Annotated in this window: 27 protein-coding genes; 7 read left to right on the top strand and 20 right to left on the bottom strand. The window is 63.5% G+C overall.

Going from position 1 to position 20,601, the window contains the following annotated elements:
* Positions 1 to 26: 26 nt before the first annotated feature.
* The 6 genes from LQV16_RS05005 to LQV16_RS04980 all read left to right on the top strand — a co-directional run bounded on the left by LQV16_RS05005 (position 27) and on the right by LQV16_RS04980 (position 5,917).
* Entirely contained in the window at positions 27 to 794 is a 768-nt protein-coding gene (locus LQV16_RS05005; RefSeq protein WP_229992803.1) for an RcpC/CpaB family pilus assembly protein, read from the top strand.
* Complete coding sequence (locus LQV16_RS05000) at positions 791 to 1,984, top strand: AAA family ATPase (RefSeq protein ID WP_229992802.1); 1,194 nt, start codon at positions 791 to 793, stop codon at positions 1,982 to 1,984. Before LQV16_RS05005 ends, LQV16_RS05000 begins: the two co-directional genes overlap by 4 nt.
* A complete protein-coding gene (locus tag LQV16_RS04995) occupies positions 1,985 to 3,508 on the top strand; it encodes a CpaF family protein (RefSeq protein WP_229992826.1) in 1,524 nt (507 codons plus the stop codon). It begins immediately after the preceding gene.
* A 5-nt stretch (positions 3,509 to 3,513) separates the two neighbouring features.
* The gene (locus tag LQV16_RS04990) at positions 3,514 to 4,446 is read left to right on the top strand and encodes a type II secretion system F family protein (RefSeq protein WP_229992801.1); all 933 of its coding nucleotides are present in this window, start codon (positions 3,514 to 3,516) and stop codon (positions 4,444 to 4,446) included.
* A 6-nt stretch (positions 4,447 to 4,452) separates the two neighbouring features.
* On the top strand, positions 4,453 to 5,337 hold the full coding sequence (locus LQV16_RS04985) for a type II secretion system F family protein (RefSeq protein ID WP_229992800.1): 885 nt from the start codon (positions 4,453 to 4,455) through the stop codon (positions 5,335 to 5,337).
* A gap of 118 nt (positions 5,338 to 5,455) precedes the next feature.
* On the top strand, positions 5,456 to 5,917 hold the full coding sequence (locus LQV16_RS04980) for an Hpt domain-containing protein (protein WP_229992799.1): 462 nt from the start codon (positions 5,456 to 5,458) through the stop codon (positions 5,915 to 5,917).
* Here the strand turns inward: LQV16_RS04980 and LQV16_RS04975 are convergent.
* Positions 5,914 to 6,684 carry a response regulator transcription factor gene (locus tag LQV16_RS04975; RefSeq protein WP_229992798.1) on the bottom strand — a complete coding sequence of 257 codons (771 nt, stop codon included), beginning with the start codon at positions 6,682 to 6,684 and terminating at the stop codon, positions 5,914 to 5,916. The genes LQV16_RS04980 and LQV16_RS04975 overlap by 4 nt on opposite strands.
* A 210-nt stretch (positions 6,685 to 6,894) precedes the next feature.
* On the opposite strand from LQV16_RS04975, the gene LQV16_RS04970 reads away from it, so the two are divergent.
* Positions 6,895 to 8,217: a HAMP domain-containing sensor histidine kinase gene (locus LQV16_RS04970; protein ID WP_229992797.1), complete on the top strand. Its 1,323-nt coding sequence runs from the start codon at positions 6,895 to 6,897 to the stop codon at positions 8,215 to 8,217.
* A gap of 19 nt (positions 8,218 to 8,236) precedes the next feature.
* Here the strand turns inward: LQV16_RS04970 and LQV16_RS04965 are convergent, their stop codons facing one another.
* The 19 genes from LQV16_RS04965 to rplX all read right to left on the bottom strand — a co-directional run bounded on the left by LQV16_RS04965 (position 8,237) and on the right by rplX (position 20,599).
* On the bottom strand, positions 8,237 to 9,127 hold the full coding sequence (locus tag LQV16_RS04965) for a tRNA pseudouridine synthase A (protein WP_229992796.1): 891 nt from the start codon (positions 9,125 to 9,127) through the stop codon (positions 8,237 to 8,239).
* Between the two features lie 31 nt (positions 9,128 to 9,158).
* Positions 9,159 to 9,725, bottom strand: coding sequence for a 50S ribosomal protein L17 (gene rplQ, locus LQV16_RS04960; RefSeq protein WP_229992795.1), 567 nt, complete (start codon positions 9,723 to 9,725; stop codon positions 9,159 to 9,161).
* Positions 9,726 to 9,802: 77 nt separating this feature from the next.
* Positions 9,803 to 10,813 (bottom strand): DNA-directed RNA polymerase subunit alpha, encoded by a 1,011-nt coding sequence (locus LQV16_RS04955; protein WP_018773683.1) that lies wholly within the window; start codon positions 10,811 to 10,813, stop codon positions 9,803 to 9,805.
* A gap of 133 nt (positions 10,814 to 10,946) precedes the next feature.
* Positions 10,947 to 11,348 (bottom strand): 30S ribosomal protein S11, encoded by a 402-nt coding sequence (gene rpsK / locus LQV16_RS04950; RefSeq protein ID WP_018773682.1) that lies wholly within the window; start codon positions 11,346 to 11,348, stop codon positions 10,947 to 10,949.
* A 52-nt stretch (positions 11,349 to 11,400) separates the two neighbouring features.
* Positions 11,401 to 11,775, bottom strand: a complete 375-nt coding sequence (gene rpsM / locus LQV16_RS04945; RefSeq protein WP_229992794.1) for a 30S ribosomal protein S13 — start codon at positions 11,773 to 11,775, stop codon at positions 11,401 to 11,403.
* Positions 11,776 to 11,949: 174 nt separating this feature from the next.
* Positions 11,950 to 12,063, bottom strand: a complete 114-nt coding sequence (rpmJ, locus tag LQV16_RS04940) for a 50S ribosomal protein L36 (RefSeq protein WP_009358722.1) — start codon at positions 12,061 to 12,063, stop codon at positions 11,950 to 11,952.
* 69 nt (positions 12,064 to 12,132) lie between these two features.
* Positions 12,133 to 12,354, bottom strand: a complete 222-nt coding sequence (infA, locus tag LQV16_RS04935) for a translation initiation factor IF-1 (protein ID WP_009358723.1) — start codon at positions 12,352 to 12,354, stop codon at positions 12,133 to 12,135.
* 188 nt (positions 12,355 to 12,542) lie between these two features.
* Entirely contained in the window at positions 12,543 to 13,508 is a 966-nt protein-coding gene (locus LQV16_RS04930) for a P1 family peptidase (protein ID WP_229992793.1), read from the bottom strand.
* Between the two features lie 186 nt (positions 13,509 to 13,694).
* Positions 13,695 to 14,522, bottom strand: coding sequence for a type I methionyl aminopeptidase (map, locus tag LQV16_RS04925; protein WP_229992792.1), 828 nt, complete (start codon positions 14,520 to 14,522; stop codon positions 13,695 to 13,697).
* 220 nt (positions 14,523 to 14,742) lie between these two features.
* The gene (locus tag LQV16_RS04920; protein ID WP_229992791.1) at positions 14,743 to 15,312 is read right to left on the bottom strand and encodes an adenylate kinase; all 570 of its coding nucleotides are present in this window, start codon (positions 15,310 to 15,312) and stop codon (positions 14,743 to 14,745) included.
* A gap of 5 nt (positions 15,313 to 15,317) precedes the next feature.
* Positions 15,318 to 16,628: a preprotein translocase subunit SecY gene (secY, locus tag LQV16_RS04915; RefSeq protein WP_229992790.1), complete on the bottom strand. Its 1,311-nt coding sequence runs from the start codon at positions 16,626 to 16,628 to the stop codon at positions 15,318 to 15,320.
* Between the two features lie 188 nt (positions 16,629 to 16,816).
* Positions 16,817 to 17,308 carry a 50S ribosomal protein L15 gene (gene rplO, locus LQV16_RS04910; RefSeq protein ID WP_091563112.1) on the bottom strand — a complete coding sequence of 164 codons (492 nt, stop codon included), beginning with the start codon at positions 17,306 to 17,308 and terminating at the stop codon, positions 16,817 to 16,819.
* Positions 17,309 to 17,515, bottom strand: coding sequence for a 50S ribosomal protein L30 (rpmD, locus tag LQV16_RS04905; RefSeq protein WP_018773676.1), 207 nt, complete (start codon positions 17,513 to 17,515; stop codon positions 17,309 to 17,311).
* Positions 17,516 to 17,518: 3 nt separating this feature from the next.
* The gene (rpsE, locus tag LQV16_RS04900) at positions 17,519 to 18,199 is read right to left on the bottom strand and encodes a 30S ribosomal protein S5 (RefSeq protein ID WP_173403037.1); all 681 of its coding nucleotides are present in this window, start codon (positions 18,197 to 18,199) and stop codon (positions 17,519 to 17,521) included.
* A gap of 26 nt (positions 18,200 to 18,225) precedes the next feature.
* Positions 18,226 to 18,609, bottom strand: a complete 384-nt coding sequence (gene rplR, locus LQV16_RS04895) for a 50S ribosomal protein L18 (protein ID WP_018773674.1) — start codon at positions 18,607 to 18,609, stop codon at positions 18,226 to 18,228.
* Between the two features lie 2 nt (positions 18,610 to 18,611).
* Entirely contained in the window at positions 18,612 to 19,148 is a 537-nt protein-coding gene (gene rplF / locus LQV16_RS04890) for a 50S ribosomal protein L6 (RefSeq protein ID WP_011692797.1), read from the bottom strand.
* Between the two features lie 18 nt (positions 19,149 to 19,166).
* Entirely contained in the window at positions 19,167 to 19,565 is a 399-nt protein-coding gene (gene rpsH / locus LQV16_RS04885) for a 30S ribosomal protein S8 (RefSeq protein ID WP_018773673.1), read from the bottom strand.
* Positions 19,566 to 19,658: 93 nt separating this feature from the next.
* Positions 19,659 to 20,240 carry a 50S ribosomal protein L5 gene (rplE, locus tag LQV16_RS04880; protein WP_229992789.1) on the bottom strand — a complete coding sequence of 194 codons (582 nt, stop codon included), beginning with the start codon at positions 20,238 to 20,240 and terminating at the stop codon, positions 19,659 to 19,661.
* Entirely contained in the window at positions 20,240 to 20,599 is a 360-nt protein-coding gene (gene rplX / locus LQV16_RS04875) for a 50S ribosomal protein L24 (protein ID WP_024366125.1), read from the bottom strand. The genes rplE and rplX overlap by 1 nt, the downstream gene beginning before the upstream one ends.
* Positions 20,600 to 20,601: the final 2 nt, after the last annotated feature.

Here is a 20,601-nt window from a genome sequence, read left to right as displayed (position 1 = left end):
GATTCAATACCCCTCAGGAGCAGTTCGTGAAGTCTCGGTTGTTGGCAGGAGCGGCGGCAGTTGTCCTCGCCATCATCGGCGCATTACTGGTCGTTTCCTACGCCCAGGGCGCGGACCAGCGGGCCGTCAAGAACCTTGAGCCTGTGAGCGTCTTGGTAGTCAAGGCAGCGATCCCCGCGGGAACGCCGGTGGAAGCCATGAGCGCTTCCATCGCTACTGAACAGCTGCCTGCAGCGGCCGTAACTGCTTCATCGCTCAAGTCGCTGGATGAGTCCCAAGGCAAGGTTGCCGCAGTCGACCTCATTCCCGGCGAGCAGCTCGTGAAAGAACGGCTGGTGGAACCCGAAAACCTCAAAATCCAAGGGGCGGTAGACATCCCGGCCGGTCTTCAAGAGGTCTCCTTTCAGCTGGAGCCGGATCGCGTTATCGGTGGCCGTCTGGTTCCTGGCGATCACGTGGGGGTCTTCGTTTCGATGGATGCCGGCGGTCTGGCAGACAAGGCCGACAAGGAGACCACCAAGTTGACTGTCCGAAAGGCGCTTGTGACCGCAGTGCAGCGCGCTCCAGAGGCGACCCCCGCCGCCCAGCCCACACCCACCGCGAGCGCCACAGCCGATCCTCGAGACACGACCCTTCCGGTCGGCTCACTCATGCTCACCGTGGCGGTCAGCGACGTGGACGCCGCCAAGATTGTGTTCGCCGCCGAATACGCCAAGATGTGGCTGAGCAAGGAACCGCTCGACGCCACGGACGGCGGCCCCCGGATCATTCAGCGGAGTGAGGTCTACAAGTGAGCCGCTTCGTCCTGATCACACCGAACGCGGACTTTGACAACCGCTTGCGGCAGGCGGTTGCCGGCGGGCTCCAGGGCGGCGTGCAGACATTCCTGACCCATGTTTTGCCCGCCGGTCCCTACGACCTGTTCGCCCAGCTGAACCAGGAGCAGCCGGAGGTTCTTGTGCTGGGGCCCGACGTGCCGATCGACGAGGCCCTGCGCCTCGCCACCGTGCTTGACGTCCAGGTCCCTGACCTGACGGTTCTCCTGGTCAGCGAGCCGGATCCCGCTTTCATCCTGCAGGCCATGCGGGCCGGCGTCCGGGACATCCTCAGCCCTTCAGCCGATCCGGCGCAGATGCGGGTGCTTTTGGAGCGGGCGTGCCAGTCCTTCGCCAGCCGTCACCGGACGGATCAGCCTCAGCAGGCGGAAGGAGGCAAGGGCACAGTCATCGGCGTGTTCTCTCCCAAAGGTGGCGTCGGCAAGACCACCATCGCCACCAACATCGCCGTGGGCCTGGGGAAAATTGCACCCATGAGCGTGGTGATCGTGGATCTGGACCTGCAGTTCGGCGACGTCGCCTCCGGGCTGTACCTGAATCCCGAGCATACGGTCACGGATGCCGTCTCCCCTGCCGCTAGCCAGGACACGCTAGTGCTGAAGGCTTTTCTCACCGTTCACCCGTCCAGCATCTACGCCCTCTGCGCCCCCGTCAGCCCGGTTGAGGCCGATTACATCACCCCCGAGCAGATCACCCGTCTGCTGGAGCAGTTGGCGGACGAGTTCCAATACGTGGTGGTGGACACCGCACCCGGATTGCCTGAAATCGGGTTGGCCGCCATGGAGGCCTGCACCGACGTGGTCTGGGTGAGCGCCATGGACATCCCCAGCGTCCGCGGCCTCCGTTCCGGTCTCGATATCCTCCGTCAGCTGGACATCATGCCGGAAAGCCGGCACGTGGTGCTCAACATGGCCGATCCCAAGTGCGGTCTCTCGGTCCAGGATGTCGAATCCACCCTTGGCGCCCCCGTGGATGTCAGTGTCCCGCGTTCCCGTGCTGTCGCGTTCTCCACCAACCGTGGCGTTCCCGTCCTACAGGAAGCCCGAAAGGACCCTGCCGTCAAAGGCCTCAACCAGCTCGTGGAACGGTTCAGCCCGGCCGGGCGGACGAAATCCCAGCGTAAGAGTCACCGGCGGGTTGTGGTCTAGCTGAAACTGTCAGAACGCATCCAGGCCGCGCAGGAGAAGACCCAGCCTGCCGCCACGCCGGCCATGGCTGTGGCTTCCGTTGCCGCCAACACCGCTCCCCCGGTTCCGCGCCCGCCGGTCCCTACTTCCGTGGCTGCAACACGCCGGGAACGGCCGGCGTCGCCCGCCAAGCCGGTACAGTCGCCGGGCGCGTCCGTCCAGCACGAAGGTTTCCAGGCCAAAGGCCACCAGCCCGTGGACGCTTTTGCCGCGATCAAGCAGCGCGCCGCGACCGCCCTGTTCGAAAAGATGGGGGCCCGGTTCAACGACTCTGCCATCACGGAGGCCGAGCTGCGCAGTACGGCCCGGGAGGAGCTCACCCGCATCATCGATTCGGAGCAGGTCCCGCTGACGGCGGATGAGCGCTCCCGGTTGGTCCGGGACGTGGCCGACGACGTGCTCGGCTACGGACCGCTGCAGCGGCTCCTCGACGATCCGGACGTCACGGAAATCATGGTGAACCGGATGGACCAGATCTATGTGGAACGCAAGGGCCAGCTGACGCTCACCGAATCGATGTTCAGCTCCGAGGACCACCTGCGCAAAGTCATCGAACGCATCGTGTCCAAGGTGGGCCGTCGTATCGATGAATCCTCGCCTCTGGTCGACGCGCGACTGGAAGACGGCTCCCGCGTCAACGCCGTGATCCCCCCGCTCGCCGTCGGTGGCTCATCGCTGACCATCCGTAAGTTCAGCAAGGTGCCGCTGACCGTCCGGAACCTGATCGAATTCGGCACCCTCACCCCGGAGATGGCCGAGCTGCTCAACGCCTGCGTCAAGGCCAAGCTGAACATCATCGTTTCCGGCGGTACGGGCACAGGCAAGACCACGCTTCTCAATGTGCTTTCGTCTTTCCTTCCGGCCAACGAGCGCATCGTGACCATCGAGGATGCCGTTGAACTCCAGATCCAGCAGGCCCATGTGGTGCGGCTGGAAAGCCGGCCGCCAAACACCGAAGGCAAGGGTGAAGTCACCATCCGCGAACTGCTGCGCAACTCCCTGCGCATGCGTCCGGACCGCATCGTGGTGGGTGAGGTCCGCGGCGGCGAATCGTTGGACATGCTCCAGGCCATGAACACCGGCCACGACGGTTCGCTCTCCACGGTCCACTCCAACTCGCCGCGCGACGCCGTCGCCCGTCTGGAAACGCTGGTGCTCATGGCCGGCATGGATCTGCCGCTGCGGGCCATCCGCGAACAGATCGCGTCCGCCGTCAACCTGATCATCCAGATTTCCCGGCTCCGGGACGGCACCCGCCGCATCACGCACGTCACGGAAGTCCAGGGCATGGAAGGTGACATCGTCACCCTCCAGGATGCCTTTGTCTTCGACTATTCCGCAGGTGTTGACCAGCACGGACGTTTCCTTGGGACTCCGGTTCCCACCGGAATCCGTCCACGGTTTATCGACCGCTTCGAAGATCTGGGCATCCACGTTTCGGCCGGCGTCTTCGGGGCGCCCGTGGCCTCCAGCGGAAGGCACTGACGCTCATGGTCCTGATAATAAGCGTCATACTCGTGGTCGCGGCAGCCGCCCTGGCCGGAGCGACAGTACTCATCCCCCGCACCCCCACCGTACCGCTGGATCGCCGTCGGCCCTACCGGACCGAATCGGACTCGCAACTGACCCGTTTCGCGGGTTCCGCCGTCGAGCTGATCGAGCGCTTCCTGGCAAAGCGGAACGTCCGGTTCTTCAACCGGGAAGCCCTCGAGAACGCAGGCCTGCGCCTGAGCCAGGCGGATTTCCTGTTCCTGGTGATCATCGGTTCCTTCGTGGGCGGACTCGTGGGCCTCGTGGTGGCAGGCCCCCTTCTGGCGATACTCCTGATGCTCGCTGCGCCTTTCCTGGGGCACCTCGTCCTGGGTTTCCTGGCGGGTAAGAGGCGCGCCAAATTCGATGCCCAGCTGGGCGATACTTTGCAGCTGCTCTCCGGCAGCCTCCGCGCCGGGCACAGTATTCTTCGCGCCATCGACGCCGCCGCCAATGAATCCCAGGCCCCCACCTCCGAGGAGATGCGCCGGGTCATCTCGGAGACGAGCCTGGGGCGTGACCTGCTGGCCTCGCTCAACGACACGGCGGAGCGGATGAAGAACGAGGACTTCGTCTGGATCTCCCAGGCCATCCAGATCAACCGCGAAGTGGGCGGCAACCTGGCCGAGGTGATGGACCAGGTGAACGAAACCATCCGCGAACGCAGCGAGATCAAGGGCCACATCAAGTCCCTGGCCGCGGAGGGCAAGTTCTCTGCCTACATCCTGATGGCCCTCCCGCTCGGCATTGTGGCCATGCTGATGTTGGTCAGCCCCGGGTACATGGACAAGATGTTCACCACACTTCTTGGCGGAATCATGGTTGTGGCGTCCGTCATCCTGATGACCATTGGCGGTCTCTGGATGCGCAAGATTATCGACCTGAAGTTCTGACCGGCCATGGATCCCTTGATTGTCCTCGCCCTCCTCCTGATCTGTCTGCCGCTCGGCTACCTGGTGTGGACCCTGCTGTCCGCCGACAGGAAGGGCGAGAGGGTGGCCCGGGACATCCTGTCCAGGGGAACCCACCGTGCGGAGGAGGAGAAGAAGTCCAGTACAGGCTTCATCGAGAAGATCGGCTACCGCCTCACGCCAGCCGCCTACGTGCTCAAACTCGATCATCTGCTGTCCCTGGCCGGGCGCCCGGCAAACATGCCCCTGGGCCGGCTGCTGGCAGCCAAACCTGCCCTGGGTGTTGTGGGCGGATTGCTCGGATTGTTCCTCAGTTCCATTGGGTCGACGCCGATCATCAAGCTGGTCGGGGTGTTCGTAGTGTTCCTGGGCTACTTCATCCCCGATCTGATGCTCTACAGCAAGGGGCAGGAACGGCAGAAGGCCATGCAGCTGGAGCTCGCCAACACCCTGGACCAGATGCTGATCTCTGTGGAAGCCGGCCTCGGCTTCGAGGGTGCCATGGCCCGCGCCGGCGAGAACGGCAAAGGGCCGCTGGCGGAGGAACTCGTGCGCACCCTGCAGGACATGCAGGTGGGACGCAGCCGCCGCGAGTCCTACCTCGCCCTCGCAGAACGCACCAACATCCCCGAACTCCGGAGCTTCGTCCAGGCAGTGGTGCAGGCGGATACGTACGGCATCGCCATTAGCCGCGTCCTGCGCGTCCAGGCCAAGGTGATGCGCGTCAAGCGCCGGCAGCGGGCAGAAGAGAAGGCCATGAAGCTGCCCGTGATGATCCTGTTTCCGCTCCTATTCTTCATCTTTCCGGTCCTCTTCATTGCCATCCTGGGTCCCGCCGTCATCAACACGATCGAGACGTTCAGCGGCCAGTAACGCCGGCCCATGGCGCCTTCACGGCAAACCCTCAGGAAGCCATCGGGATAGCCGAAAGGTTTCCGCAGGATCACACGGTGCGCCGGGCATCGGCCAGACCAGGCAGTAGCGTGGGCACATGTCCTTCCAAGGTGCGCCAGACGACGGCGATGCAAACACTGGCTCCTCCGCCGACAGCTCCCCGTCCGGTCCAGGCGTGGCCGCAACGGCGGCCGAAGACGTCGCGAGCCCGATCGTGGACCCCTCCGCCCTCAAGGAACTCGGATCACAGCTGGACAGCCCTGCAGTGGCCAAAGTATTCGCCAGGGACTATGCAAGGATGTGGGACCATCGCTATCAATCCCTCGCGACGTCCCTTGATAGCGGTGACGAGACGGCCGCACTGGACGCAGTCCTGAGCCTGAAAACGTCCTCAGCGATGGTCGGCGGCGTCCGTCTGGCCGAGCTCGCCAGAGAGCTTGAGGACGCCATCCGCGTCCGCGACGCTCGCCTGGCGCGGTTGCTCCTGCGTGAAGTTGCAGAGAGTGGAAACGACACAGTGGACGAACTGCAGCTCAGGCACAACCTCGGGGACAGCTAGTCCGAGGCCGGCGTGAGCCGGTACCCAACGCCACGGACGGTCTGGAGCCAACGAGGGTGCAGCGGATCCTCCCGCAGCTTGCGACGCATGTTGCCGATGTGCACTTCGACGGCACGCTCGTCGGATTCACTGATGTAGGCGTCCGCGCTGTAGTGCTCACCCCGCACTACCCGCACCAGATCGGTCTTCGACCGGACGGCACCTGCCCCTTTCAACAGGGCATGCAGGAGATCGAACTCACTGCGCGTGAGACTGGCAGCAATGCCGTCAACGGTGACCGAACGGGTGTGTGGGTTCAATACCAGGCCGTTGTGCCGGAATTCCGAATCGTGGGACAGGACAACGGCCTTCGACGGAGCCGTTCCCGGGTCCACGGACTCGGCAGCGGGGCCGTCCTGCCGAGGCCGGCGCATCATCGCAGAGACCCGGGCTCGGAGCTCGCGCGGCCGGAACGGTTTGGTCATGAAATCGTCGGCGCCGGTATGCAGTGCGGTCAATGTGTCCAACTCGTCCGTCCTCGCCGTCAGCATGACCACGTAGGCATCGCTGAACTGCCGAATTCGACGCAGGACTTCAAAGCCGTCAATATCGTTGAGGCCAACGTCCAAGGTGACAACATTGGCCTTCTCATTCCGTACGACCTCGACCCCCTCGCGACCGCTCGCTGCGCCGTGGACGTCAAATCCCGCCTGGCTTAACACAGCTTCGACGAGATGACGCACGTCGTCGTCGTCTTCCACAACGACGGCGACTCCCAAGTCAGTCATGGCCCCCCCTCACATCTGATGCGGCACCTACCCCCATAGCTGCCGCGTCGGTACTGCTGTGCAATGATGATTCGCCAGCATTGCTAGATTACCTACGCTATAGCGCCAATGACCGTTTAGGCACAGCCACCGCAATATAATTTCGTAACTTGTCAAGTTAGCGTGACGAATGCCGTTAAATTGGAGCAGTGAGGAAGGGGCGCGGGTGCATTGAGTAAACAGCAACTGGTCCGGAACCAGGAAGGTACCTTTGCGGGGTTCCCGCGGCGTGTGCGGGTGGCCCTATGCCAGCTCCCGCTCACGCTGGCGATGACTGCTGTGGTGCTTGCTGCGCCCTGGGGCTGGCCCGGCCTCTTCGAGAGCGGCCTGTGGCGGGCTGCCTCGGCGCTCCAACTGGCACTCTTTATCGCCTGCCTTCTGTTGCCCTGGCAGCGATTCGGGCTGCTCGCTCCGCTAGCAATCCCCGTGCTCGACTTGGCCGCGATCTGCCTCATCCGCAGTGACAGCGTCGAAGGCCTGCCGGACCTCGGCATCCTGGCCATTCTTCCGGTCCTCTGGATCACAGTCTCACGTTTGTCCGGTCCGGCCATCCTCTCGATCAGCTTCTTCGGGCCGTTGCTGACCGGCCTGCCGTGGCTGCTCCACGCCGGCTCCCCCCCGGACCGAATCGCGGCCGCCGTCCTCCTGCCGTTCATCACATTGGCCGTCTCCGTTGTCCTGCGATTCGCGCGGCAGGAGTTGACTGGGCGCTTGGCAAGCCAACTCCACGCCGGCCGTGAACGCGAACGGCTGCTCAATGACGAGGTGTCCGGTCTGATCGATGCCCTGTCGGCCAAGGACGACGTGGTCACCACCGTCTCCCATGAGTTCCGGACCCCCCTCACATCGATCATCGGCAATCTGGATCTAGCCCTCAGCGACTCGGAACAGTTGTCCGCACAGGCCCTCCGCCGCCTCGAGGTTGCGCAACGAAACGCCGAACGACTCCTCGCCCTTGTCTCGGATCTGCTGATGTCCGCCAACTCGGCTGTCCACATCCATCCGCTGAGGACCGATCTGGCGAGCCTTGTGGAGGCGAGCCTCGGTTCGGCCCACGCCCACGCCGAGGCTTCCCAGGTCACGCTCTCGATGGAAGTGCCGGCGCCGCTATGGGCGCACGTGGACCCGCTCCGGATCAACCAGGCACTGGACAACCTCATTTCCAACGCCATCAAATACTCACCCAACGGCGGCAGCGTGCGCGTCTCCGCCAGCACGGAGGGAGACCGGGTGCTGCTGCACGTGGAAGATGACGGATTGGGGATGACAGCCACCGACGCCGAACAAGTCTTCACGCGGTTCTTCCGAAGCCCGGCGGTGCGGGACGGTTCCATCCCGGGGGCCGGGCTCGGGTTGTCGATCACGAAGGCGATCGTGGAGCGCCATGGCGGCTCCATCTCTTGCAACACGCACCTGGGATCCGGAAGCACCTTCACGCTGGAGCTCCCCGCGGAAGGCGCCGCGCCGGCTTACTCGCAGCAGGCATTCCCGTAGCCGCACTCCCGCTCTGGATCTACGCGCGCATGGCCCGGGTCAGTTCGGCCCTGGCCAGCATGCCGCTCTCAGTTGGGTAGGCCACTTCCTCAAGCACCAGCGGATGCGGGGCTGCCAGCACGGAGCGGGCGTCGCGCTGCCGGGCGAGGAGCCGCTCATAGAGCCAGCCCGGGGCCTCCACGCCCTCCCCCACGTACAACGCCGAGCCCACCAGGGAGCGGACCATGTTGTGGCAGAACGCGTCGGCCTGGACGGTGGCGACAATTACCCCATCGCTGCCGCGGGCGAATTCGAAGCGCTGCAGTTCGCGGATGGTCGTGGCGCCCTCGCGTGGCTTGCAGTACGAGCGGAAATCCTGCAGCCCGAGCAACGGTGCCGCGCCCTCGTTGAGGAGCCCGACATCGAGCCGTTCCTTATGCCACAAGGTCGAGGCGCGTCCCAGCGGATCCCAGAACGCCGGGCCGTCCGCGATCCGGTAGGAATATCGGCGCCAGAGGGCGGAGAAGCGGGCGTCGAAGCCAACGGGGGCCACGCTCACGCTGTGCACCTCGATCGCCCCGCTTAGCTCGCCCAGGCCCCGGCTCAAGGCGCCACGGATGCGGCGCAGCAGGGCAACGGCGGGATCTAGTTCAGCGCCCCGGTTCAAGCCCAGCCACTCCGCCTCACGGAGGTCCAGGTGGACCACCTGGCCGCGGGCGTGCACGCCGGCGTCGGTGCGGCCGGCGACCGTGACTCGGATGGGGCGGCGGATCAGCAGTTCCAGGGCCTCCTCCAGGACGCCCTGGACGGTGCGCAGTCCCGGCTGGACAGCCCACCCGCTAAACGGTCCGCCGTCGTAGGCCACATCCATCCGGATACGCAAAAACCCGCCGCCCCCCAAGACGGGGGCAGCGGGTTTGAGCTCGTTCATAGACTTAAGTCTATAAGAAGGTTTTAGCGAATTACTTCGCGTCCTTCTCGGACTCAGCGGCTGCTTCCTCAGCGGCCGGAGCCTCTTCGGTAGCTGCAGCTTCAGTCTCAGTGACCTCAGCCTCGGGAGCCTCTTCGGTCTCGGCAACCGGAGCTGCTTCGGCCTTCTCGGCGTCCTTCTTGTCAGCATCGCGCTTGGCGGCGGAGGTAGCCTCGGCTACGACTGCCTGCTTCGCGGAAACCGGCTCGAGAACCAGTTCGATGACAGCCATGGGAGCGTTGTCGCCCTTGCGGTTGCCGATCTTGGTGATGCGGGTGTAGCCGCCATCGCGGTTCTCCACTGCCTGTGCAATGTCGGTGAACAGCTCGTGGACGACGCCCTTGTTGCTGATCAGGCCGAGTACACGACGGCGGGAAGCGAGGTCGCCACGCTTGGCGAAAGTCACCAGGCGCTCGGCGTACGGCTTCAGGCGCTTGGCCTTGGTCACCGTGGTGGTGATCCGCTTGTGCTCGAAAAGTGCGGCGGACAGGTTCGCGAGCATAAGACGCTCGTGAGCCGCTCCGCCTCCGAGGCGCGGACCCTTAGCGGGGGTAGGCATTATAGTTTCTCCTCATATGGAAGCCGTTGGGCTGCGCACACCAGGGTGCATCCAGCCAGCCGGCCAAGATCTGTTGGTTAGAGCTCGTCGTCGCTGAACGCGGCGTCGTCCTCTTCGATGGCTGCGGCACGTGCTGCGAGATCGAAACCGGGAGGGGAGTCCTTGAGGGACAGGCCCAGTTCGACCAGCTTGGCCTTGACCTCATCGATGGACTTCGCACCGAAGTTGCGGATGTCCATGAGGTCAGCCTCGGAGCGGGCAACGAGTTCACCCACGGTGTGGATGCCCTCACGCTTGAGGCAGTTGTAGGAACGGACCGTCAGGTCCAGATCCTCGATCGGCAGGGCCATGTCGGCTGCCAGGGCAGCGTCCGTCGGCGACGGGCCGATCTCGATACCTTCAGCTGCCGTGTTCAGCTCGCGGGCCAGACCGAACAGTTCCACCAGGGTGGTACCTGCCGAAGCAACGGCGTCGCGCGGGGCGATTGCCTGCTTGGTCTCGACGTCGACAATGAGCTTGTCGAAGTCAGTGCGCTGCTCAACACGGGTAGCTTCCACGCGGAAAGTAACCTTCAGGACCGGCGAGTAGATCGAGTCGACCGGGATGCGGCCGATCTCGGAGTCGCCGGACTTGTTCTGAGCTGCCGAAACGTAGCCGCGACCGCGCTCGATGGTCAGTTCGAGTTCGAACTTACCCTTCGAGTTCAGCGTGGCAATGTGCAGATCCGGGTTGTGGAATTCGACGCCGGCCGGCGGAGCAATGTCCGCGGCGGTGACGACTCCCGGGCCCTGCTTGCGCAGGTAAGCAACAACCGGCTCGTCGTGCTCGGAGGAAACCGACAGGTTCTTGATGTTCAGGATGATCTCGGTGACATCTTCCTTGACACCCGGAACCGTGGTGAACTCGTGCAGCACGCCATCGATCCGGATGCTCGTTACAGAGGCACCGGGGATGGAGGAGAGCAGGGTACGGCGGAGGGAGTTTCCGAGGGTGTAACCAAAGCCCGGCTCCAGCGGTTCGATGATGAACCGGGAGCGGTTTTCGGAGACGACCTCTTCGGAGAGGGTGGGGCGCTGTGCAATGAGCACTTAGGTTTCCTTTCGGCGAGCATCCGCTATATGACGCAACACAGGTGGTGGAAAGATCGGTCTGAAGACTTAACGCGGCCGGGCTTGCCCGGACCGGTGAGGGTCCGGGCAAGCTCCTGGGCGCTGGAAAGCCTTAGACGCGGCGGCGCTTCGGCGGACGGCAGCCGTTGTGGGCGCTGGGGGTGACGTCCTGGATGGAGCCAACCTCGAGGCCAGCGGCCTGCAGCGAGCGGATGGCGGTTTCGCGTCCGGAACCCGGTCCCTTGACGAACACGTCAACCTTGCGCATGCCGTGCTCCTGTGCACGCTTTGCGGCGGCTTCGGCGGCCATCTGGGCAGCGAACGGGGTGGACTTACGCGAGCCCTTGAAGCCAACCTCACCGGACGAAGCCCAGGAGATGACAGCACCGTTCGGGTCCGTGATGGACACGATGGTGTTGTTAAAGGTGCTCTTGATGTGCGCCTGGCCCAGCGCGATATTCTTCTTGTCCTTCTTACGCGGCTTGCGAACCGCGCCACGAGTCTTCGGGGGCATTTTTTCTCCTACAGAAAGTTATTGGGGGAAAGCCTCGTTAATCCCTCAGGGATTAACGGGCCTTCTTCTTGCCTGCGACGGTGCGCTTCGGACCCTTGCGGGTACGTGCGTTCGTCTTCGTACGCTGTCCGCGCACTGGCAGGCCCTTGCGGTGGCGAATACCTTCGTAGCTGCCGATTTCAACCTTGCGGCGGATATCAGCGGCCACTTCGCGGCGAAGGTCACCCTCAACCTTGTAGTTGCCTTCAATGTAGTCACGCAGCTCAACCAGCTGTGCGTCGGTCAGGTCCTTGACCCGAACGTCAGCACTGATGCCGGTGGCAGTCAGGGTTTCGTGTGCACGGGTCTTGCCCACGCCGTAGATGTAAGTAAGCGCAATTTCCAACCGCTTTTCGCGGGGAATGTCTACGCCAGCGAGACGAGCCATATTGGCAGTACTCCTTGTATAAACCGGAGGTCGTAGGCAGTACACCCGCAGTTTCACTGCGGCCCCAGCCTCCGACCGGGGGTTAGCTGTCCGGGCTCAATACGTCCCAGTTCAGCTTGTGCTGCCTTTATTTACTTGCGTGGGTTAGCAACCCAGGGTTTCCCGTGAGGGAAATTAGCCCTGGCGTTGCTTGTGGCGCGGGTTCTCGCAGATCACCATGACCCGGCCATTACGGCGGATCACTTTGCACTTTTCGCAGATCTGCTTGACGCTCGGCTTGACCTTCATGGCGTTCCTTTGCGTGTTGCAGTTGGTCAGCTGGACCGGCCCTCGGCTGTTGCTCTGGCCGCCCAGTGTTTATTTGTAGCGGTAGACGATACGACCACGTGTCAGGTCGTAAGGGCTCAGCTCCACCACTACGCGGTCCTCGGGGAGGATCCTGATGTAGTGCTGGCGCATCTTTCCAGAGATGTGTGCCAGAACGATGTGCTTGTTGGTGAGCTCAACGCGAAACATCGCGTTAGGCAGCGCCTCGGTCACAACGCCCTCGATCTCAATGACCCCGTCCTTCTTGGCCATACCCTCCGCTAACTGTTGTTGCCGCAGCCTCCCGGTTTGCACCGGTCATGACCGCGGACGTTTTTGATTGGTTGGTTGGTGCCACCCGACCACAAAAGGGCACAACGGGGCAGACAACCAACAGACAACACTACGCCATTGCGGTCCGATTGTTAAATCCGGAGTTAAATCCGCCTATCGTAGCGCACTCAGCGCCCGTACGCACCTAACGTCCCGGCCGCCGTCGTCACTGCCTCCGCCCGCGAGATCCCGTCAAGGATGGCAAGCCGGACGACGTCGGCGGCCGCGCTCTGCAGTGTAATGAGGCTGATCTGCCGGGCCGTCTGGGTGCTGCGGTCCAGCGCGACGGCGCCCGTCGCCAGGGCGAACACGGTGTCGCCGTCGGCGAGGGTGTGGCTAGGCGCCAGCGCCCGGGCCAGTCCGGCATGGGCCGCCGAGGCCGTCCGCTTACAGTCCGCCTTGTCCAGGACGGCATCGGTGGCGACGACAACGAGGGTGGTGTTGAGCGGGGGCGGTGCTTGCGACGGCGCCGGCTCGGAGACTTGCGCGGCTTTCGCCGCATCAGGCGAAGTGCCAAATGGGAGTCCCAGCGCATTGACTACCGCAATGGCGCCAACGGTCACCCCGTTCTCCAGGGTGATGGAGGCTGTGCCTACTCCCCCTTTGTAGGTTCCCCGGCCGATTGCTGCTCCCGTGCCGGCGCCGACATTGCCGCGTTCGACGTCGTGCCCTTCCGGCTGCGCGGCGGCGGCGGCGGTCGCCGCGTAGCCCATCGCCTCGTCGGGGCGGGCGGAGAAATCGCCGCCGCGGCCCAGATCGAAAATTGCGGCCGCCGGCACGATCGGAACGAGCCCGCCGGGGACGGGAAAGCCTCGGCCGTTCTCCTCGCACCAGCGCTGGGCACCGTGCGCCGCGGCGAGGCCAAAGGCGCTGCCCCCGGTCAGGACCACGGCGTCCACTCTCGAGGACAGCGTGGTGGGATCCAGCGCGTCCGTCTCATGCGTCGCGGGCCCGCCGCCCCGGACGTCGACCGAGCCCACCGTGCCCGGTGGCGGGAGGACCACCGTCACGCCGCTCAGCCAGCCGTCGCCGGATTTCTGGACATGTCCTATCCGGATCCCGGCGACGTCGGTGATCGCTCCTGTTGCTCCCATGGCTCTATTGTGCGCCCGGGTGCGGGCCACTGCCCGCATCCTTGTCAGCAAGGAAGTCCAGCTCGCAGCCGCCACGTTCCTGAGCTTTGCTGGCGACACGCAAAATCCCTGGCGCTACCGGTATTCCGGTGTCGCCAGGGATTTTTCGTGTCTCCAGAAAACTTGCGAGTCGCTGTGTGCAACGGCCTAGGGGATCGGGACGGGCACGACGCCGAGGGGCGCCAGTTTCGCCGCTCCCCCGTCCGGCGCCGAGAGGACCCAGATCCCCTTCTCGTGCACGGCGACGGAGTGCTCCCACTGGCAGGAGCGCTTGCCGTCAGTGGTGACAACGGTCCAGTCGTCGTCAAGGACGGCGGTGTCGATGCTCCCGCGGACCAGCATGGGCTCGATTGCGAGGCACAGCCCCGGGCGGATTTTCGGTCCGCGGTGGCTGGTGCGGTAGTTCAGCACGTCCGGGGCCATGTGCATCTCGGAGCCAATGCCGTGGCCCACGTAGTCCTCCAGGATGCCCAGCGGCTTGCCGGGAACGGAGGAGACGTAGTCGTCCACCGCGTTGCCGACGTCGCCCACGAATTTTCCGGTGGCCAGGGCTGCGATGCCTCGCCACATGGCTTCCTCGGTGACCTCGGACAGGCGCACGTCCTCGGGATCGGCGGTGCCGACAATCACGGTCCGCGCAGAATCGGAGTGCCAGCCGTCCACGATCGCGCCGCCGTCGATCGAGATGATGTCGCCGTCCTGCAGCACCCGGCCGCCGGGGATGCCGTGCACCACTTCTTCATTCACCGAGGTGCAGATCGTGGCCGGGAATCCGTGGTAGCCGAGGAAGTTGGACTTGGCGCCGGCGTCCTGGAGCACGGCGGCGAAGACCTCGTCCAGCCGGGCCGTGGTGACGCCCGGGGCCGCGGCGGCCACCGCTGCGTCCAGTGCCCGGCTCAGGACAAGCCCGGCCTCGTGCATCGTGCGCATCTGGGCGTTGGTCTTGTATTCAATGCGTGCCTGGCCGAATGCCATCTGTACCTCAATGTTTTCTCTCGCGGTCCGGTGGCGCTTCAACCCGGGCCTCCACCATGGGTCATCAACCCAAGTCTTCAAGCTCTATTCTCCCGCACCGGCACAGTGGCCAGGAACGGGCTGTTGGGCGGGCCCGCCCAACAGCGAAGGGCGCGTCCCGTACACGATGGTACGGAACACGCCCTTCTGTACTGCTTCAGTTGCAGTGCACAAGCGTGGTTCAGGCGGCCTGGGCCGACTTGATCGCTTCCATGACACGCTCGGTGACTTCGTCGATGCCGCCGATGCCGTCCACCTGGGTCAGGATGCCGCGCTCGGCATACTTGGCCACGACGGGTTCGGTCTGCTCGTGGTACAGGTCCAGCCGGTGACGGATAACGCCTTCGTTGTCGTCGCTGCGCCCGGTTTCCTTGGCACGGCCCAGGAGGCGGGTGACCAGTTCCTCGTCGTCCGCGGTGAGCTGAAGCACGACGTCGAGCTTCTGGTCGGCGCCGGCGAGGATCTCATCGAGGTAATCCACCTGTGCGGTGGTGCGGGGGTAGCCGTCCAGCAGGAAGCCTGCCTCGACGTCGTCTTCGCTGAGCCGGTCGCGCACCATCTTGTTGGTGACGCTGTCCGGGACGAAGTCGCCCGCGTCCATGTACTTCTTGGCTTCGACGCCGAGCGGAGTCTCACCCTTGACGTTGGCGCGGAAGATATCTCCGGTGGAGATCGCAACGACGCCGAGGCGTTCCGAAATGCGTTCCGCCTGCGTTCCCTTGCCGGAGCCGGGAGGTCCGATAATCAACATTCTCGTCATCGCAAAAGCCCTTCGTAGTGACGTTGCTGTAGTTGCGCATCAATCTGCTTCACGGTCTCCAGACCGACGCCCACCATGATCAGGATCGAGGTGCCGCCGAACGGGAAGTTCTGGTTCGCGTTGATCAGGACAAGTGCAACCAGCGGGATCAATGCCACGAAGCCGAGGTAGAAGGCTCCGGGCAGGGTGATCCGGGATAGGACGTACTGAAGATAATCCGCGGTCGGCTTGCCGGCGCGGATGCCCGGAATGAAGCCGCCGTACTTCTTCATGTTGTCCGAGACCTCTTCGGGGTTGAATGTAATCGCAACATAGAAGTAGGTGAAAAACACAATCATGGCGAAATACAGTGCCATATAGATCGGGTGGTCGCCCTTGGTCAGGTTGTTGTTGATCCACTCAACCCAGGGCTGCATCGGCTCGCCGGCCTTCGGCTGGTTGAACTGAGAGATCAGCCCCGGCAGGTACAGCATGGATGAGGCAAAGATGACGGGCACTACGCCGGCCATGTTCACCTTGATCGGGATGTACGTGCTGGTCCCGCCGACGGTGCGGCGGCCGATCATGCGCTTGGCGTACTGCACCGGGATACGGCGCTGGGACTGCTCCACGAAGACCACGAGGGCAACGGTGAGCAGGCCGATAACCAGGACCAGGAAGAAGGTGCCGGGGCCCTGGGCCTTCCAGATCGCACCGAGCGAGCCCGGGAAGCCTGCCGCGATGGACGTGAAGATGAGCAGGGACATGCCGTTGCCGACGCCCTTCTCCGTCACGAGCTCGCCCATCCACATGATCAGGCCGGTACCGGCCGTGAGCGTGATGATGATCAGGACCGTGGTGACGATGGAGGTGTCCGGGATGATCGGCAGCTGGCAGTTAGGCAGCAGCTGGCCGGACCGTGCCAGCGACACCAGTGTCGTGGCGTTGAGAAGGCCGAGCGCGATCGTGAGGTACCGGGTGTACTGGGTCAGCTTCGACTGCCCGGATGCGCCCTCCTCATACAGCTGCTGGAAGCGGGGAATGACCACCCGGAGCAGCTGGACGATGATGCTGGCGGTGATGTAGGGCATGATGCCCAGGGCAAAGATGGATACCTGCAGCAATGCACCGCCGCTGAACAGGTTGACGAGCTGGTAGATCCCGCCCGAGGTCTGACCGTTCTGCAAGCATTGCTGGACATTCTGGTAGCTCACACCAGGCGAGGGGATGAAGGCACCCAAGCGGAAGATTGTGATGATTCCCAGCGTGAACAACAACTTGCGTCGCAGATCAGGCGTGCGAAAGGCCCGGCCAAATGCGCTAAGCAAGCGTCCTCCTGAGTAATAAGTAAAGTCGTGTGAGACAGGTCAAATAAACCCAACAACCGAGTCTAACGGGTGGATGCGCCCGGCGAACAATCGGCAGGGCCAGGAAAATGAAAAAAACTCCCGGCACCGGGGGCCTGGGCCCCTGGTGCCGGGAGTTTTCAACAACGGGCAACTGCCCCGCCGCCTCGTTAGAGGGCGGTGGTGCTTCCGCCTGCTGCGGCAATCTTTTCAGCGGCACTGGCCGAGAATGCGTGGACGGTGACGTCAACCTTGACGGTGATGTCGCCGGTGCCCAGCACCTTGACGGGCTGGTTCTTGCGAACGGCACCCTTTTCGACCAGGTTCTCCACGGTGACTGCGCCACCTTCCGGGAACAGCTCGTTGAGCTTGTCCAGGTTTACAACCTGGTACTCAACCCGGAACGGGTTCTTGAAGCCGCGCAGCTTCGGCAGGCGCATGTGCAGCGGCAGCTGGCCGCCGGCAAAGCCAGCCTTGATCTGGTAGCGGGCCTTCGTACCCTTGGTACCGCGGCCAGCGGTCTTACCCTTGGAACCTTCACCACGACCAACACGGGTCTTGGCGGTCTTGGCACCCGGGGCGGGACGCAGGTGGTGAACCTTCAGTGCGTTCTGCTTTTCAGCGGCGCCCTGTGCCTTTTCGGCGGTGTTCTTCTCTGCCATTTACTTCGCCTCCTCTACCTTTACCAGGTGCGGAACCGTGTTGAGCATCCCGACGGTCACGGCGTCGGCGGTGCGGACAACGGTGTGTCCAATCCGCTTCAGGCCGAGGGACCGCAGGGTGTCGCGCTGGTTCTGCTTGCCGCCAATGGCGGACTTGATCTGAGTGATCTCCAACTTTGCATCGGAGACAAGCACGTTCTTAGCCATGACTCAGACACCTGCCTTCTGGTTCAGGAGAGCCTTCACCATTGCCGGCGGAGCGATCTCATCGAGCGGGAGGCCGCGGCGTGCTGCCACTGCTGCCGGCTCTTCGAGGCGCTTCAGGGCATCAACGGTCGCGTGAACGATGTTGATGGCGTTGGAGGAACCGAGCGACTTGGAGAGGATGTCGTGGATGCCCACGCACTCAAGTACTGCACGGACCGGGCCGCCGGCGATAACACCGGTACCGGCGGAAGCCGGACGCAGCATGACGACGCCTGCGGCGGCCTCACCCTGAACGCGGTGCGGGATGGTGCTGCCGATGCGGGGAACGCGGAAGAAGGACTTCTTGGCCTCTTCAACGCCCTTCGCGATGGCGGCGGGAACTTCCTTGGCCTTGCCGTAGCCGACGCCGACCATGCCGTTGCCGTCACCGACGACGACGAGGGCGGTGAAGCTGAAGCGACGACCACCCTTGACGACCTTGGAAACACGGTTGATGGTTACAACGCGCTCTACGAACTGGCTCTTCTCGGCTTCGCGGCCGCCGTCACGGCCACCACGGCCGCCACGGTCGCCACGGCCCTGGCCGCGGTCGCCACGCTCGCCACGACGGGCGCCACCACGGCGGTCGTCAGTGGTAGCAGGCGCAGCGGTCTCAGTTGCCGGAGCAGCTACAGCTTCAGTCACCTGAATGTCCTTTTCGTTATTTTCGGTCACAGTGCCAGCCCACCTTCACGTGCGCCGTCAGCGACGGCGGCGATCCGGCCGTGGTACTTGTTACCACCGCGGTCGAAGACAACTGCTTCGATACCGGCAGCCTTGGCACGCTCGGCGACCAGTTCGCCAACGCGCTTGGCCTTGGCGGTCTTGTCACCGTCGAATGCACGAAGGTCGGCTTCCAGTGTGGAGGCGCTTGCCACGGTCAGGCCCTTGGTGTCATCGACAACCTGGACGAATACGTGACGTGCGGAGCGGTTGACGACCAGACGCGGGCGTACAGCCGTACCGGAGATGCGCTTGCGGATACGAAGCTGGCGGCGGCTGCGCTGGGCAGACTTGCTCTTGTTCGTACGCTTCTTGTTAATTGCGATCGCCATGGTTACTTACCAGCCTTTCCGACCTTGCGGCGGATGACTTCGCCTGCGTAACGGATGCCCTTGCCCTTGTAGGGGTCCGGCTTCCGCAGCTTGCGAATGTTGGCAGCAACCTCGCCGACCTGCTGCTTGGAGATACCTGAAACAGAGAGCTTGGTCGGGGTCTCAACTGCAAAGGTGATGCCGTTCGGTGCCGAGACGTTGACCGGGTGGCTGTAGCCCAGAGCGAACTCCAGGTCAGATCCCTTGGCCTGGACGCGGTAACCAGTACCGACAATCTCAAGCTTCTTCTCGTAGCCTGCGGTGACACCCTGGATCATGTTGGCGATCAGGGTGCGGGTCAGGCCGTGCAGCGAACGTGAGGCGCGCTCGTCGTTCGGGCGGGCGACAGTCAGGGTGCCATCTTCCAGGGAAACCTCGATCGGGCTGGCCACAGTGTGGCTCAGCTCGCCTTTGGAACCCTTGACGCTGACGACAGAGCCGTCAACCTTGACCTCAACGCCGGCAGGAACGGTGATGGGGAGACGTCCAATACGTGACATTATTCTCTTCCTTTCCCGTTACCAGACGTAAGCGAGGACTTCGCCGCCCACGCCCTTCTTGCCGGCCTGCTTGTCAGTCAAGAGGCCGGAAGAGGTGGACAGGATTGCGACACCCAGGCCACCGAGCACGTGCGGCAGGTTGGTGGACTTTGCGTAAACGCGCAGTCCCGGCTTGGAAATACGACGAACGCCAGCGATTGAACGCTCGCGGTTCGGACCGAACTTGAGCTCGAGGGTCAGCTTCTTGCCAACCTCAGCGTCTTCTTCTTTCCAGGAGGCGATGTAACCTTCAGCCTTCAGGATGTCGGCAACGCGTGCCTTGAGCTTGCTGTACGGCATGGTCACGGAGTCGTGGTATGCCGAGTTAGCGTTGCGCAGACGCGTAAGCATGTCTGCGACGGGATCTGTCATTGTCATGTGGGCTCTTGCCCTTCCTCATAACGGTTTCCGCCGTGCCGGTTGTCCCGAACAGAATTCGGAACCAGCGGGCGGACCTTTTACGTAGCTAGATTAGTCTTCGGTCTTGAACGGGAAGCCAAGCGCCTTGAGCAGCGCACGGCCTTCGTCGTCGGTCTTGGCAGTGGTCACGACGGTGATGTCCATACCGCGAACGCGGTCGATGGAATCCTGGTCGATCTCGTGGAACATAACCTGCTCGGTCAGACCGAAGGTGTAGTTGCCGTTGCCGTCGAACTGCTTGCCGCTGAGGCCACGGAAGTCACGGATACGCGGCAGAGCCAGCGTGACCAGACGGTCCAGGAATTCCCACATGCGGTCCCCACGCAGAGTTGCGTGTGCACCGATCGGCATGCCTTCGCGCAGCTTGAACTGTGCGATCGACTTGCGGGCCTTGGTTACCTGCGGCTTCTGGCCGGTGATCAGGGTCAGATCGCGGACAGCGCCGTCGATCAGCTTGGAGTCCTTGGCGGCATCTCCAACACCCATGTTCACAACGACCTTGACCAGGCGGGGAACCTGGTTGACGTTCTGGTAGTTGAATTCCTCAGTCAGCGAGTTCTTGATGGAATCGGCGTACTTGGTCTTCAGACGAGGAACGATCTTGCTTGCCGGAGTCTCGAGAGTCTCAGTCATTAGATGTCCTTCCCTGAGCTCTTGGCCACGCGGACGCGCACTTCACGCTTCACGCCATCGCGCTCAACGGTCTCGGTGCGGAAACCGACGCGGGTGGGCTTCTTGGTGGACGGGTCAACCAGAGCCACGTTGGAGATGTGGATCGAAGCCTCGACGACCTCGATGCCACCGGTCTTGGTGCCGCGCTGCGACTGACCGACCTTGGTGTGCTTGGTTACGCGGTTAATGCCTTCAACCAACACGCGGTTGGTCTCCGGGAATACGCGCAGAACCTTGCCCTGCTTGCCTTTGTCGCCGCCGCGCTCAGCCTTGGCGCCAGTGATGACCTGAACGAGGTCACCCTTTTTGATCTTAGCCATGG

This window comes from Arthrobacter sp. Bi26 (assembly GCF_918697925.1).
GTDB lineage: Bacteria > Actinomycetota > Actinomycetes > Actinomycetales > Micrococcaceae > Arthrobacter.
The sequence above is the reverse complement of the archived record's forward strand: the minus strand, read 5'-3'. Positions and strand labels throughout refer to the sequence as shown.

Coding starts and splice junctions, on each gene's coding strand:
- LQV16_RS04990 (WP_229992801.1), top strand. CDS start 3,514: ATGGTCCTGATAATAAGCGTCATACTCGTGGTCGCGGCAGCCGCCCTG.
- LQV16_RS04985 (WP_229992800.1), top strand. CDS start 4,453: ATGGATCCCTTGATTGTCCTCGCCCTCCTCCTGATCTGTCTGCCGCTC.
- LQV16_RS04980 (WP_229992799.1), top strand. CDS start 5,456: ATGTCCTTCCAAGGTGCGCCAGACGACGGCGATGCAAACACTGGCTCC.
- LQV16_RS04975 (WP_229992798.1), bottom strand. CDS start 6,684: ATGACTGACTTGGGAGTCGCCGTCGTTGTGGAAGACGACGACGACGTG.
- LQV16_RS04965 (WP_229992796.1), bottom strand. CDS start 9,127: ATGAACGAGCTCAAACCCGCTGCCCCCGTCTTGGGGGGCGGCGGGTTT.
- rplQ (WP_229992795.1), bottom strand. CDS start 9,725: ATGCCTACCCCCGCTAAGGGTCCGCGCCTCGGAGGCGGAGCGGCTCAC.
- rpsK (WP_018773682.1), bottom strand. CDS start 11,348: ATGCCCCCGAAGACTCGTGGCGCGGTTCGCAAGCCGCGTAAGAAGGAC.
- rpsM (WP_229992794.1), bottom strand. CDS start 11,775: ATGGCTCGTCTCGCTGGCGTAGACATTCCCCGCGAAAAGCGGTTGGAA.
- rpmJ (WP_009358722.1), bottom strand. CDS start 12,063: ATGAAGGTCAAGCCGAGCGTCAAGCAGATCTGCGAAAAGTGCAAAGTG.
- infA (WP_009358723.1), bottom strand. CDS start 12,354: ATGGCCAAGAAGGACGGGGTCATTGAGATCGAGGGCGTTGTGACCGAG.
- LQV16_RS04930 (WP_229992793.1), bottom strand. CDS start 13,508: ATGGGAGCAACAGGAGCGATCACCGACGTCGCCGGGATCCGGATAGGA.
- map (WP_229992792.1), bottom strand. CDS start 14,522: ATGGCATTCGGCCAGGCACGCATTGAATACAAGACCAACGCCCAGATG.
- LQV16_RS04920 (WP_229992791.1), bottom strand. CDS start 15,312: ATGTTGATTATCGGACCTCCCGGCTCCGGCAAGGGAACGCAGGCGGAA.
- rplO (WP_091563112.1), bottom strand. CDS start 17,308: ATGGCAGAGAAGAACACCGCCGAAAAGGCACAGGGCGCCGCTGAAAAG.
- rpmD (WP_018773676.1), bottom strand. CDS start 17,515: ATGGCTAAGAACGTGCTTGTCTCCGATGCAAAGTTGGAGATCACTCAG.
- rplR (WP_018773674.1), bottom strand. CDS start 18,609: ATGGCGATCGCAATTAACAAGAAGCGTACGAACAAGAGCAAGTCTGCC.
- rplF (WP_011692797.1), bottom strand. CDS start 19,148: ATGTCACGTATTGGACGTCTCCCCATCACCGTTCCTGCCGGCGTTGAG.
- rpsH (WP_018773673.1), bottom strand. CDS start 19,565: ATGACAATGACAGATCCCGTCGCAGACATGCTTACGCGTCTGCGCAAC.
- rplE (WP_229992789.1), bottom strand. CDS start 20,240: ATGACTGAGACTCTCGAGACTCCGGCAAGCAAGATCGTTCCTCGTCTG.
- rplX (WP_024366125.1), bottom strand. CDS start 20,599: ATGGCTAAGATCAAAAAGGGTGACCTCGTTCAGGTCATCACTGGCGCC.